Raw genomic sequence first — 13,154 nt, forward strand, 5'->3', positions numbered from 1 at the left:
TCGGTGATGGCTACTTAGGGTTCCGCCATCCCCCAAATAACGGATATGCCCCCCACCCCCCGGTCACAAAACCGTCATCCCCCTCATCTAGCCTCGCGACCACGAATGCCCCCCGTGAGTCCGTATCCATGTTCAGAGGCCTGCTATCCGTCGCCCTCCTGCTAGTCACCGTCACCGCCCACGCCGAAACCTGGCCAGACAAGGACTGGGCTAAGGGCACGCCGCTCGCAGGCCCCGCCGTCGATGCCCTGAATGCCTACGCTTTTCCGCCTCGTGATGACACCTCCCGCAAGGGCATTCGTACCGATGCGCTGCTGGTGATCCGCGACGGCGAAGTCATCTATGAACGCTACGCAGCGCCCACCACCGTCAGCACGCCGCACCTGACCTGGTCCGTCAGCAAGAGCTTGATGGCGACGGTATTGGGCGTGGCCTACGGCGAAAACCGCTTCAAACTGACCGACCCCGCCGCACGCTTTTACCCGCCGATGAAGCAGCACCCCAAAGTCACCATGGCTGACCTGCTGCACTGGGCCTCGGGCCTCGACTGGCAGGAGGACTACGAATACGCCCCGCTGAAATCCTCGGTGGTGGCGATGCTCTACACCCGTGGTCACGCTGACATGGCCGACTTCGCCGCCGATACGGACGCCGCCAGCGCGCCCGGCCAGGTGTTCCGCTATTCCAGCGGCGACACCAACATCCTGTCCGCCACGCTTAAAGGCATGCTCGGCCACAAGGCGTATATGAGCTACCCGTGGGACGCGCTGTTCAAACCGCTGGGCATCCGCAGCGCCACGTGGGAAACCGATGCCGACGAGACGTTCGTGGCCTCGTCCTACGCCTACCTCACCGCCCGCGACCTGGCACGCGTCGGCCTGCTGATGGCGCGTGACGGTCGCTGGGGTGAGCAGCAATTGCTGCCCAAGGACTGGGTCGCCTTCAATCGCCAACCCTTCGCCAATTACCGGGCCGGCCAGGATGAAGCCGTGCCGGGCGGCCATTGGTGGCTCAACAAAGGTGCGCCGAGGCCTTGGCCGGATGCTCCCGGTGACACGCTCGCCGCCCTCGGCCACTGGGGCCAGGCGTTGTACGTGATGCCCGCCGAACACCTGGTGATCGTGCGCTATGGCGATGACCGCGACGGCAGCTACCGCCACAACGACCTGCTCAAGCACGTGCTCGCGGCGGTGCAACCATGATCCGTCGCCGGCCGTTTACCAGTGTATTTCTGTTGCTGCTGCTCGCCTTGCTGGGCTGGATCTGGCACGAGCGCGTCAACCTGCAAGCCTTCCCCGACATCATTGCGGCGTACACGGCGAAGGAGTATTGCTCGTGCCGTTATGTCGAGAACAACCCGGCTGACTATTGCCGGGGCTACGTGAAGCAATACGTGCCCACCAGCGCGTTCAGCGACAACCCTGAGCGCAGCGAAGTCATCGCCAGCGGGCTGGGCCGCACCCACACCGCCCGCTGGCTCGGCGACCGCCACGGCTGTCGCCTGACGCCCTGATCCACCCCACAGGGTTCGGTGGCCAACACTAAAACCCTGAGGTTCCACAGGGTGGAACCACCTTTGATTGTCCTCCTGCGCACATCGCGGTTAGCTGGCGGTGTGCAGCAAACAAGAACGGGAATACCCGCCTGTGAGGAGAATCACCATGCGCCCCCACCAGCACATCCTGGATTGGCTCAGCGACGTTGCCGGCGACTTGCACGCCGTGCGCCACGACATCCACGCCCATCCTGAACTCGGCTTTGAAGAGAATCGCACCAGCGCCCTGGTCGCCCAATCCTTAAAAGGCTGGGGTTACGAAGTGCACACCGGCATCGGCAAGACCGGTGTGGTTGGTGTACTGCGCAACGGCAGCAGCTCACGCACCCTGGGCATTCGTGCCGACATGGACGCTTTGCCCATCGTCGAAAACACCGGTGCGGCCTACACCAGCCAACACGCCGGTTGCATGCACGCCTGCGGCCATGACGGGCACACCACCATGCTGCTGGGTGCCGCCCGTTACCTGGCAGCCACGCGGCAGTTCGACGGCACGTTGAACCTGATCTTCCAGCCCGCTGAAGAAGGCCAGGGCGGTGCCGAAGCCATGCTGGCCGACGGCTTGCTGGAGCGTTTCCCCTGTGACGGCCTGTTTGGCATGCACAACATGCCTGGCCTGCCGGCGGGGCATCTGGGCTTGCGCGTGGGGCCGATGATGGCCTCCCAGGATTTGCTCACCGTGACCCTCGACGGCGTCGGCGGTCATGGTTCCATGCCGCACCTCACGGTGGACCCGCTGGTAGCGGCAGCGAGCATGGTCATGGCGTTGCAGACGGTGGTGGCGCGCAATATCGACACCCAGGAAGCCGCCGTGGTCACCGTCGGCGCCCTGCAAGCGGGCCAGGCGGCCAACGTGATTCCGCAGCAAGCGCTGTTGCGTTTGAGCCTGCGCGCACTCAACCCGGCAATCCGCGAACAGATGCTGGAGCGCGTGTTCGCCATCATCCAGACCCAGGCCGCGAGCTTCGGCTGCACCGTGCAGATCGAGCATCGCCCGGCGTACCCGGTGCTGGTCAACCACCCCGAAGAAACCGAGTTCGCGCGCGAGGTCGGCGTGGCCTTGCTCGGCGCCGACGCGGTGGACGGCCACACCCGCACGCTGATGGGCAGTGAAGACTTCGCCTGGATGCTGCAACGCTGCCCCGGCAGTTACCTGTTTATCGGCAACGGCGTGTCGCGGCCAATGGTGCATAACCCCGCCTATGACTTTAACGACGACATCCTGCTGACCGGCGCCGCCTACTGGGGCGCGCTGGCCGAGAGCTGGCTCAAGCCTGCCTGACGCCCTCACTTTTTTTCTGCCGCTGGACCCTTTCCCACGTTCGGTTGAATGGAGTGTTCCTCATGCAGACTTCACACACAGGCGTCTCCCGCACCCGCCAGGTGGTGGCGGCCGTGATCGGCAATGCGCTGGAATGGTATGACTTCATCGTTTACGGCTTTCTGGCGAGCATCATTGCCCGGCAGTTCTTCCCCTCGGACGATGAGTACGCGTCGCTGTTGATGGCCCTGGCCACCTTTGGCGTGGGCTTTTTCATGCGCCCGGTGGGCGGCATCCTGCTGGGCATCTACTCCGACCGCAAAGGCCGCAAGGCGGCGATGCAGTTGATTATCCGGCTGATGACGGTGTCCATCGCGTTGATCGCCTTCGCGCCCAACTACGCTGCCATCGGCATGGGCGCGCCGTTGCTGATCGTGGTGGCGCGTATGCTTCAAGGCTTTGCCACCGGCGGTGAATACGCCAGCGCCACGGCGTTCCTGGTGGAAAGTGCGCCGGCCCATCGCAAGGGCTTGTATGGCTCCTGGCAATTGGTGGGCCAGTGCCTGGCGGTGTTTGGCGGCGCGGCCATGGTGGCGGCGGTTACGCACTTCTTCTCGCCGGCAACTCTTGACCTGTGGGGTTGGCGCCTGCCGTTCGTGTTCGGCTTGCTGATCGGCCCGGTGGGGCTGTGGATTCGCCGGCACATGGAAGACCCGGAGGCATTCATCGAAGCCCGCAAACAGGCGACCGGCCCCGCGCCGAGCCTGATGCAGGTGGTGCGCGAACACCGGCGCAGCATTCTCGTGTCCATGGGCCTGGCCTGTGGCGCGACGGTGTCGTTCTATGTGGTGCTGGTGAACATGCCGACCTTCGCGCACAAGAACCTCGGCCTGCCGCTGGACCAGGTGTTGATGGTGCAGATGTTTGCGGTGGCGCTGATGACCGTGGTGATTCCATTGTCGGGCCTGGCGTCCGATCGCTTTGGACGGCGGCCGGTGTTGATGGCGTTCACCCTGGCGTTTTTTGTGATGGTCTACCCGCTGTATGTGTGGGTGGCCGCTGCGCCATCCATTGAACGCTTGATGGTGATGCAGGTGCTGCTGTGCACGGCCATTGGCGGATTCTTCGGCCCCGCGCCGACCGCGTTGGCCGAGCAGTTCCCCATCGAAGTGCGCTCGACGGGCGTGTCGGTGGCCTATAACGTGGCGGTCATGGTGTTTGGTGGGTTTGCACCGCTGATCGTCACCTGGTTGAGCAAGGTGCTGGGCACGCCGGTGGCGCCAGCCTTCTATGTGTTGTTCGCGTGCGTGCTGACGCTGCTGGGCACTTACTGCATGCAGGAAGCGCCGCGCGCCAAACAGTCGCAGCCGTTTTCCAAAGAGGTGAAGCCTTGAGTATTGTCGATTGGGATGCCACGCAGCTGTCGCAGGCGATCCATGCGCGGCAGGTGTCGTGTGAAGACGTGATGCAGGCGTATCTGGCACAGATCCAACGCTTCAACCCGGGCGTGAATGCGCTGGTGTCGTTGCGTGATGCCGATGAGGTACTGGCCGAAGCCCGGGCCTGTGACCGTGAGTTGGACCAAGGCCGGTCGCGCGGCTGGATGCACGGCATGCCCCAGGCGATCAAGGACCTGGCGGCCACCCGAGGTTTGCGCACCACCTTGGGTTCGCCGCTGTTCGCCGAGCAGGTGCCGAGCGAAGATGCCATTAGCGTGGCGCGGGTGCGGGCCAGTGGCGCGATCATCATCGGCAAGACCAACGTGCCGGAGTTCGGCCTGGGCTCGCACACCTACAACAGCCTGTTCGGCACCACCGGCAACGCCTATGACCCACGCCTGAGCGCCGGCGGTAGCAGCGGCGGGGCAGCTGTCGCATTGGCCTTGCGCATGCTGCCGGTGGCCGATGGCAGCGACATGATGGGCTCGTTGCGCAACCCTGCGGCGTTCAACAATGTGTTTGGCCTGCGCCCGTCCCAAGGGCGTGTGCCCCATGGGCCGATGCCGGAGCTGTTCGTACAGCAACTGGGCACCGAAGGCCCGATGGGCCGCAGCGTGACGGATGTGGCGCGGTTGCTGAGCATCCAGGCGGGTTACGACCCTCGTGTGCCGCTGTCCTCCAAGGATGATCCCGCCGTGCTCGGCCAGCCGTTGCAGCGCGACTTCAACGGCGCACGCCTGGGCTGGCTGGGGGATTACAACGGCTACCTGCCGATGGATGACGGCGTGATGAGCCTCTGCGAATCGGCCCTTGGCGACTTCACCGCGCTGGGCTGCGAAGTGGAAAGCTGCCAACCGGATTTTTCCCTGGCGCGCCTGTGGCGCAGCTGGCTGGTGCATCGTCACTGGCTGGTGCACGGCAACCTCGGCGCGGCCTACGCGAACCCGCAAAAACGCGCGCTGCTCAAACCCGAGGCGCAGTGGGAAGTGGAGGGCGGCCAGGGCTTGAGTGCCCAGCAGGTGTACCAGGCGTCGGTGGACCGCAGCGAGTGGTATCGCGCCCTGGCCAAGCTGTTCGAGCGTTACGATTTCCTGCTGTTGCCCACCGCTCAAGTGTTCCCTTTCGATGCACAACAACCCTGGCCACGCCTCGTCGGTGGGCGCGAAATGGACACCTACCACCGCTGGATGGAAGTGGTGATCGGCCCCACCCTGGCCGGTTTGCCAAGCATGAGCGTGCCGGTGGGCTTCAACCCTCAAGGGTTGCCCATGGGCGTGCAGATCATTGGCCCGGCCCAGGCGGACCGGGCGGTGTTGCAACTGGCCTACGCCCATGAACAGCTGACGCAATGGGTGCAGCGTCGCCCGCCGACCTGCCTTGAATCGGCGCGTTGAGGCACGACCGGGCCTGTATCTTGCTGTGAACAATGATCATCCACCGGCATCAGGGAGATCGAACATGGAGACAGGCACGGTACGCTCGGTTGAACGTGCATTGGCAATCGTCGAACTGCTGGGCGAACACCAGGCCCTGGGGCTGGAGGAATTGCATTACCTCACGCGCCTGCCCAAGGCCACCGTGTCGCGCATGTTGCTGACCCTGCAGGACCAGGGCTGGGTTTATCGCGGCTTGAGCGACCGGCGCTACCGCCTGCGCGCCCAGCGCCTGTTCGGCGACAGCCAGCAACGCTTCAAGCGCCAAGTGGTGGAAAGCGCGGCGCCGTGGCTGCTGGAACTCAGCGAGCGCACCGGGTTGGTGGTGGACTTGTCGTGCTTTGATGGTGAGCGCCTCGAAGTCATGGAAAGTGCGATTCCTGGCGTGCTGCGCAAACTGTATCCCAACAATTGCCAGATCGTCGGCCAGCACGCGAGCCTGTTTCATTCGGCGATGGGCAAGGCATGCCTCACGCAATTGCCGGCCGAGGAAGTGCAGCGCCTGGCGGGCCGTGACCATGTGGCGGCGCACGAACAGTACGATGCCTGCGAAACAACCCAGCACCAGGGGTTTGGCCAGCGCACCGAAGGCTACTGGGAATACCCGGTGCGCCTGCCGTTCCTGATCCGCGCCGTGGCCTTGCCGGTACAGGCCAACGGCCGCCTGGTGGGCAGCATGGCGCTGCATTGGCCGATGCACCAGGCGCCGGTGGAGCGCGTATTGAACCTGCACATGGCCAGCCTGGAGCAGACCGTGCGGGAAGTGCAGCGGGCGCTGGCCTGACAGTCACCGCCTCCTCACTGAGGGAATTGTGGTTTATGTGGGAGCCGGGCTTGCCCGCGATGCAGGCAACTCGGTCTGTCAGTGACACCCAGTCGATGCAATCGCAGGCAAGCCAGCTCCCACACAAGCCCGCTCCCACATTGGATTTGCGCGGTTCATGACATTGCGCTTAAGGTTCGTTCAGGTTTTTCGTCCCATGAGTCTTCAATGTCAATCAAACCCCTGGCCTTCGCCCTGCTGGCCGCCGCTGCCGCGCCTGCCCACGCCGACTGGTACCTGGATAACGAATCGTCACGCCTGTCGTTCGTCACCACCAAGAACACCGAAATCGCCGAAGTGCAGCGCTTCCTGGTGCTGCACGGCAAGGTCGACAGCAAAGGTGCTGCGCAACTGGAAGTCGAGTTGGAGTCGGTCAACAGCGGCATTCCATTGCGCGACGAGCGCATGCGCAACCAACTGTTTGAGATCAAGACATTCCCCGACGCGCTGATCAACGCCCAGATCAACCTGCAACCGATCAATGATTTGGCGCCCGGCGCGCAACTGGAGTTACGCCTGCCGTTGGCCGTGACCCTGCACGGCAAGACCCAGACCTACAGCGCCGAGCTGCTGGCCACGCGCCTGGACGACCGACGTTTCCAGGTGGTGACCCTGGAACCGCTGGTGGTGCACGCCGAGGACTTCGACCTGGTGCCCGGCGTGGCCACGCTGCGTAAAGCGGCGGGGCTCGAATCGATCAGCCTGTCGGTGCCGGTGGGTGCGGTACTGATCTTCACGGCGCGCTGACATGAGCGGCGCGGTGTTCCCCTGGCGCAGCGCCAACCGTTTCGAGTTGCTGATCGACGGACCGCAGTTCTTTCCGCAGATGCTGGTGGGCATTGCCCGGGCCGAGCGCCAAGTCGATCTTGAACTGTATTTGGTGGAAGCCGGCGCCTGCGCCGATGCCATGGTGAGCGCCCTGGTGCAGGCCGCCGAACGCGGTGTGCGCGTGCGTTGCTTGTTTGATGATTACGGCAGCCTGGCCTTTACCCTCGGCTTGCGCAAACGCCTGACCGATGCCGGCGTGGAGCTGCGTTTTTACAACCGCCTGAGCTGGCGTCGGTGGATGCGCAACCTCTACCGCGACCATCGCAAAGTGTTGCTGATCGACCAAGGCGTCACGTTTGTCGGCGGCACTGGGGTTACCGATGAATTCTGGACGCCGGGTAACGACAGTGCCGATTGGCATGAAGTGATGGTGCAGATCAGCGGCCCGCTGGTGATGGACTGGCAGGCGCTGTTCGACCGTCAATGGCACGCCAACGCGGCCCGTCGCGAGTGGAAACCCGCCACCCATTTTGGCTTGCCGCGTTTGCCCAAGCTGCCGGCGAGCGGCCCGGGTCTGGGCCGTGTCGCCTACGCTGACGCCCGCCAGCATCGCGACATTTTGCAATCGTTGATTCGCGCCCTGAACAGCAGCCAGACCCGTATCTGGCTGGCCACGCCGTACTTCCTGCCCACCTGGAGTGTGCGCCGAGCCTTGCGCCGTGCGGCCGGGCGCGGGGTGGAGGTGCGTTTGCTGCTCACCGGCCCGCGCACCGATCACCCGTCCGTGCGTTACGCCGGGCACCGCTATTACCCGCGCCTGCTGCGCTCGGGCGTGCAGATCTTTGAATACCAGCCGTGCTTCCTGCACCTGAAGATGGTGCTGGTGGACGATTGGGTCAGCGTGGGCTCGTGCAACTTCGATCACTGGAATTTGCGCTTCAACCTGGACGCCAACCTGGAAGCACTGGACCCGGCGTTGACGCTGGCAGTGGCGGGCAGTTTCGAGCGGGATTTTCAACAGAGCCAGGCAGTGAGCCTGGAGGCGTGGAAGGCGCGACCGTTGTGGCGGCGGGTGAAGCAGCGGGTGTGGGGGTGGATTGACCGGTTGGTGGTCAATTTGCTCGACCGACGCGGCTAAGAAGCACACCGCAAAACAAATGTGGGAGCGGGCTTTTGTGGGAGCTGGCTTGCCTGCGATGGCATCACCTCGGTATGACTGACACACCGAGGTGATGCCATCGCGGGCAAGCCCGGCTCCCACACAAGCCGGGTTTACAGCCTTGTGTTACAGCAGTTCGAAGGTCTGCTGCTGCACATCCTGGGAATCCAGCCCGATCTGCACATTGAACTCGCCCGGCTCTGCCGCGTACTTGAGCTGGGTGTTGTAGAACTTCAAGTCGTCCTCGGTGATGGTGAAGTGCAACGTGCGCTCTTCACCCGCCTTGAGCATGACTTTCTGGAAGTTCTTCAGCTCCTTGATCGGGCGGATCATCGAGCCCGCCACGTCCTGGATGTACAACTGCACTACGGTTTCGCCATCCACCTTGCCGGTGTTCTTGACGGTGACGCTGGCGTCGAGCTTGCCGGTCTTGTTCAGCGTGGTGGACGACAGCGCCATGTCCGACAGGCTGAAGCGGGTGTAGCTCAGGCCATAACCGAACGGAAACAGCGGCCCGGTGATGTCATCGAAGTACTGCGAGGTGTAGTTGCCCGGCTTGCCAGGGGTGAACGGGCGGCCGATGGTCAGGTGGTTGTAGTAGGTCGGAATCTGCCCCACCGAACGTGGGAAGGTGATCGGCAGCTTGCCCGACGGGTTGTAGTCACCGAACAGCACGTCGGCGATGGCGTTGCCGCCTTCGGTGCCGGCGAACCAGGTTTCCAGGATCGCGTCGGCCTGTTGGTTTTCTTCCAGGATCGACAGCGGACGGCCGTTCATCAGCACCAGCACCAGCGGCTTGCCGGTGGCCTTGAGGGCCTTGATCAGGTCGCGCTGGCTTTGCGGGATGTTCAGGTCGGTGCGGCTGGACGACTCGTGGGACATGCCACGGGACTCACCCACGGCCGCCACGATCACGTCGGCGTTTTGGGCAGCCTTGACTGCTTCGTCGATCAGCGCCTGCGGCGAACGAGGGTCATCCACCACTTCCGGGGTGTCGAAATTGAGGAAGTTGAGGTAGTCGACCACCGCCTTGTCGTTGGTGATGTTGGCACCGCGTGCATACACCAGCTTGCCTTTGCCCGCGAGGGCGTCGGTCATGCCTTTGAGCAGGGTCACCGATTGTGCCGGACGGCCGGCAGCGGCCCAACTGCCCATGATGTCGATGGGGGCATCAGCCAGTGGGCCGACCAGTGCGACGGTCGCCGATTTCTTCAGCGGCAGGGCGTCGTTCTGGTTCTTCAGCAACACCAGGCTGCGGCGCGCGATATCACGGGCCTCGCTACGGTGCAGTCGGTCTTCGGAATAGGTGTCGACCGGGTCATCTTCGGCCTTGCCAATGCGCAGGTACGGGTCCTTGAACAGGCCCATGTCGTACTTGGCGGCGAGCACTTCGCGCACGGCGTTGTCGATGTCGCTTTGCTGGATTTCGCCGGACTTGAGCAGACCCGGCAGTTCCTTGCCGTACAGCGAGTCGTTCATGCTCATGTCGATGCCGGCCTTGATTGCCAGCTTCGCCGCTTCACGCCCGTCCTTTGCCACGCCGTGCTTGATCAGCTCGACGATTGCGCCATGGTCACTCACGGCCAGGCCCTTGAAACCCCAGTCCTTGCGCAGCAGGTCATTCATCAGCCAGGTGTTGGCGGTGGCGGGCACGCCGTTGATCGAGTTCAACGCCACCATCACGCCGCCCGAGCCGGCCTTGATCGCCGCGTGGTACGGCGGCAGGTAGTCCTGGTACATCTTGACCGGGCTCATGTCGACCACGTTGTAGTCGCGACCGCCTTCCACCGCGCCGTACAGGGCGAAGTGCTTGACGCTGGCCATGATGCTGTCGGCGTTGGCCGGGCTGACACCCTGGAAGGCCTTGACCATCACTTCGGCAATGCGTGAAACGAGGTAGGTGTCTTCACCAAAACCTTCGGAGGTGCGGCCCCAGCGCGGGTCGCGGGAGATGTCGACCATCGGCGCAAAGGTGATGTCGAGGCTGTCGGCGGCGGCTTCCTGGGCAGCGATGCGCCCGGAGCGGCCGATGGCGTCCATGTCCCAGCTGGAGGCGAGCGCCAGGCTGATCGGGAATATGGTGCGGTGACCGTGGATCACGTCATAGGCGAAGAACATCGGGATCTTCAACCGGCTGCGCATGGCCGCGTCCTGCATCGGACGATTTTCCGGGCGGGTGATAGAGTTGAACGTGCCGCCGATGCGACCGGCGGCGATTTCCTTGCGGATCAGCTCGCGGGGCATCTCCGGGCCGATGCTGATCAGGCGTAATTGGCCTATCTTTTCATCGAGGGTCATCTGCTTGAGCAGGTCGTTGACGAACGCGTCCTTGTCCTTTGGCGCGGCGGACCCTGTTTCAGCCCAGGCGGGGTGGCAGGCCAACGTGGCCACAAGGCCGAGCAAACACAGCTTCTTCATGAATATCCTTTCGTGGCGTACTGCGCAGCGACAAAAGGAACGCTGCTCGGCCAAAGTGTTTGGAACATATGTTGTTGTTCGAGTGTTATGTCAGACGAATGCAGCACACATCTGAACTCTGATTCGCGCAGGGCATCTTTTAGCTGATTGGGTCGATGCATGCCAGTCGTGGTGGCGGATTATGCCCCAGGCGCACGATTTACAGGGTTATCAAATTTCACAGCAATGGTTGCGGAGAGACTTATGTCAGTTATTCAAGGATATCGCTGGGGCTTCAAGGTGGCGGCGATGCTGCTGATAGGCGCAGTGTTGAGCGGTTGCGGCATCAACAAGATCCCCACGCTTGACGAACAGGCCAAGGCGGCCTGGGCCCAGGTGCAGAACCAGTACCAACGGCGTGCCGACCTGATTCCCAACCTGGTGGAAGTGGTGAAGGGCTACGCGGCCCATGAACAGGACACCCTCACGGCCGTGATCGAGGCGCGGGCCAAGGCCACGTCGATCCAGGTGGACGCCGGCACCCTGGACAACCCCGAGAAGCTCAAGCAGTTCCAGCAAGCCCAGGACGGCCTGAGCGGTGCACTCAACCGGTTGATGGTGGTGTCCGAGCGCTATCCGGACCTCAAGGCCAACCAGAACTTCCTGGCCTTGCAATCGCAGCTTGAAGGCACCGAAAACCGGATTGCCGTGGCCCGCCGCGACTTTATCCAGGCGGTGCAGGCCTACAACACTGAAATCCGCACCTTCCCAGGCCGCTTGTGGCACAGCGTGATGTACAGCGACTTGCCGATCCGAGCCAACTTCGAAGCCACCAGCGCCGATGCTGATAAAGCGCCGCAAGTGAAGTTCTGATGGGCGCACGGGGCTGGTTGTTCGCCGCCTTGCTGCTGTGCGGTCAAGTGATGGCGGCTGACACCCCGGTGTCGGTCGAGGCCTTGATCGCCGAGCAGTTTGCCCAGCTGGACGGTCGCATCGTCGACCGCGCCGGCCTGCTCGACGCCGCTAGCACAGCGACGCTCAAGCACATGCTGGACAGCCACGAGCAGCAGACCGGCGAGCAGATTGTGGTGGTCACCCTGGACAGCCTGCACGGCAACACCCTGGAAGACTTCGGTTATCAGCTGGGGCGTCACTGGGGTGTGGGCGAAAAGGGCAAGAACAGCGGCGCGTTGTTGATCGTGGTGCCCAAGGCACATCAAGTGCGGATCGAAGTGGGTTATGGCCTGGAAGATCGCCTGACCGATGCCCAGAGTTCGGTGATCATCAATCAGGTGATCATTCCCCCGTTCAAGCAGAACCGCTTTGCTCAGGGGATCACGGCGGGCGTGAACGCCATGGTCCAGGTGCTGGGCGGCAAGCCGGTGCACGGCAAGGTTTCGCACAAGAACTGGGTGGGGTGGATCTTCGGGTTGGCGGCGTTGTTTGTGCTAGTGATCGGTTTTGTGGTGATCAAGTACGGGCGCCGGACCACGCCCTCCGACGATGACGATGACGCCCCGCGCCCGGGCGACAGCGACAAGCGCTCCGATTCTGCCGGTGGTGGCGGCAGCTTCGGTGGCGCAGGGGCGACCGGTAATTGGTAGCCAGGCATTCACAGGCCAAGGGGGCATGATGCGAATAGTACGAATGGGCCTGGCGCTGCTGCTGTTGCTCGGTGCCATGACGGCCCAGGCGGCGCTTACCTTTCCGGCATTGACCGGGCGGGTGGTGGACGATGCCCAGATGATCGACCCGGCCACGCGCCAGCAAATAACCCAGCAGTTGCAGGCGCTGGAGCAGGCCTCGGGCGACCAGATCGTGGTGGTCACCGTGCCCAACCTGCAAGGTGTGCCCATTGAAGACTTCGGTTACCAGTTGGGCCGTCAGTGGGGCATCGGTCAGAAGGGCAAGGACAACGGCGCGCTGTTGATCGTCGCCCGGGATGAGCGCAAGTTGCGCATCGAAGTCGGCTATGGTCTTGAAGGCGTGCTGACGGATGCGCAGTCGTGGGTCATCATCAACCAGGTGATCGCGCCCAAGTTCAAGGCCGGCAACTACAGCCAGGGCATCAGCGACGGCGTGGCGGCGATGCTGCAGGTGGTGGGCGGTGACCCCTTGGCGGTGCCGGCGCATGTGGCCGACGCGAACTTTGCCAAGGATAATCCCGGGTTTTCCATCGGCCTGTTCATTCTGCTGATCGGCGTCTTGTGGTTGTGCCATCGCATGGGCCTGCCAGTGGGCGCCATTCTCCTGGCCATCCTCAGCAACAGCGGGCGTGGCGGTGGTGGCGGCGGCGGCGGTGGTGGCGGCTTCCGGGGC

The 13,154-nt window shown here is 63.5% G+C and carries 12 protein-coding genes; 11 read left to right on the plus strand and 1 reads right to left on the minus strand.

The annotated features are described in order from the left end of the window. The first annotated feature begins 128 nt into the window (after positions 1 to 128). From HX803_RS30725 to HX803_RS30760, 8 genes are all read left to right on the plus strand, one after another. Positions 129 to 1,202, plus strand: a complete 1,074-nt coding sequence (locus tag HX803_RS30725) for a serine hydrolase (protein ID WP_178925843.1) — start codon at positions 129 to 131, stop codon at positions 1,200 to 1,202. Further along, positions 1,199 to 1,513: an amidase gene (locus tag HX803_RS30730; RefSeq protein ID WP_178925844.1), complete on the plus strand. Its 315-nt coding sequence runs from the start codon at positions 1,199 to 1,201 to the stop codon at positions 1,511 to 1,513. Before HX803_RS30725 ends, HX803_RS30730 begins: the two co-directional genes overlap by 4 nt. A 148-nt stretch (positions 1,514 to 1,661) precedes the next feature. Continuing rightward, positions 1,662 to 2,837, plus strand: coding sequence for a M20 aminoacylase family protein (locus HX803_RS30735; RefSeq protein ID WP_178925845.1), 1,176 nt, complete (start codon positions 1,662 to 1,664; stop codon positions 2,835 to 2,837). Positions 2,838 to 2,899: 62 nt separating this feature from the next. Next, positions 2,900 to 4,210 carry a citrate-proton symporter gene (locus HX803_RS30740; protein WP_178925846.1) on the plus strand — a complete coding sequence of 437 codons (1,311 nt, stop codon included), beginning with the start codon at positions 2,900 to 2,902 and terminating at the stop codon, positions 4,208 to 4,210. Then, positions 4,207 to 5,649, plus strand: coding sequence for an amidase (locus HX803_RS30745; protein ID WP_178925847.1), 1,443 nt, complete (start codon positions 4,207 to 4,209; stop codon positions 5,647 to 5,649). The genes HX803_RS30740 and HX803_RS30745 overlap by 4 nt, the downstream gene beginning before the upstream one ends. 64 nt (positions 5,650 to 5,713) lie before the next feature. Further along, entirely contained in the window at positions 5,714 to 6,472 is a 759-nt protein-coding gene (locus tag HX803_RS30750) for an IclR family transcriptional regulator (RefSeq protein ID WP_178925848.1), read from the plus strand. 207 nt (positions 6,473 to 6,679) lie between these two features. After that, the gene (locus tag HX803_RS30755; RefSeq protein ID WP_178925849.1) at positions 6,680 to 7,258 is read left to right on the plus strand and encodes a YceI family protein; all 579 of its coding nucleotides are present in this window, start codon (positions 6,680 to 6,682) and stop codon (positions 7,256 to 7,258) included. Position 7,259: 1 nt separating this feature from the next. Then, positions 7,260 to 8,417: a phosphatidylserine/phosphatidylglycerophosphate/cardiolipin synthase family protein gene (locus HX803_RS30760; protein ID WP_178925850.1), complete on the plus strand. Its 1,158-nt coding sequence runs from the start codon at positions 7,260 to 7,262 to the stop codon at positions 8,415 to 8,417. 147 nt (positions 8,418 to 8,564) lie between these two features. Here HX803_RS30760 and bglX read toward each other — a convergent pair whose 3' ends face one another. Beyond that, positions 8,565 to 10,856 (minus strand): beta-glucosidase BglX, encoded by a 2,292-nt coding sequence (gene bglX / locus HX803_RS30765; protein ID WP_178925851.1) that lies wholly within the window; start codon positions 10,854 to 10,856, stop codon positions 8,565 to 8,567. A gap of 243 nt (positions 10,857 to 11,099) precedes the next feature. On the opposite strand from bglX, the gene HX803_RS30770 reads away from it, so the two are divergent. The 3 genes from HX803_RS30770 to HX803_RS30780 all read left to right on the plus strand — a co-directional run. Next, on the plus strand, positions 11,100 to 11,708 hold the full coding sequence (locus tag HX803_RS30770) for a LemA family protein (protein WP_178925852.1): 609 nt from the start codon (positions 11,100 to 11,102) through the stop codon (positions 11,706 to 11,708). Continuing rightward, the gene (locus HX803_RS30775) at positions 11,708 to 12,439 is read left to right on the plus strand and encodes a YgcG family protein (protein WP_178925853.1); all 732 of its coding nucleotides are present in this window, start codon (positions 11,708 to 11,710) and stop codon (positions 12,437 to 12,439) included. The genes HX803_RS30770 and HX803_RS30775 overlap by 1 nt, the downstream gene beginning before the upstream one ends. A 28-nt stretch (positions 12,440 to 12,467) precedes the next feature. Then, on the plus strand, positions 12,468 to 13,154 hold a 687-nt coding region (locus tag HX803_RS30780), incomplete at its 3' end, for a YgcG family protein (protein WP_178925854.1).

The sequence above is a fragment of the Pseudomonas sp. P7548 genome, assembly GCF_013386585.1.
GTDB lineage: Bacteria > Pseudomonadota > Gammaproteobacteria > Pseudomonadales > Pseudomonadaceae > Aquipseudomonas.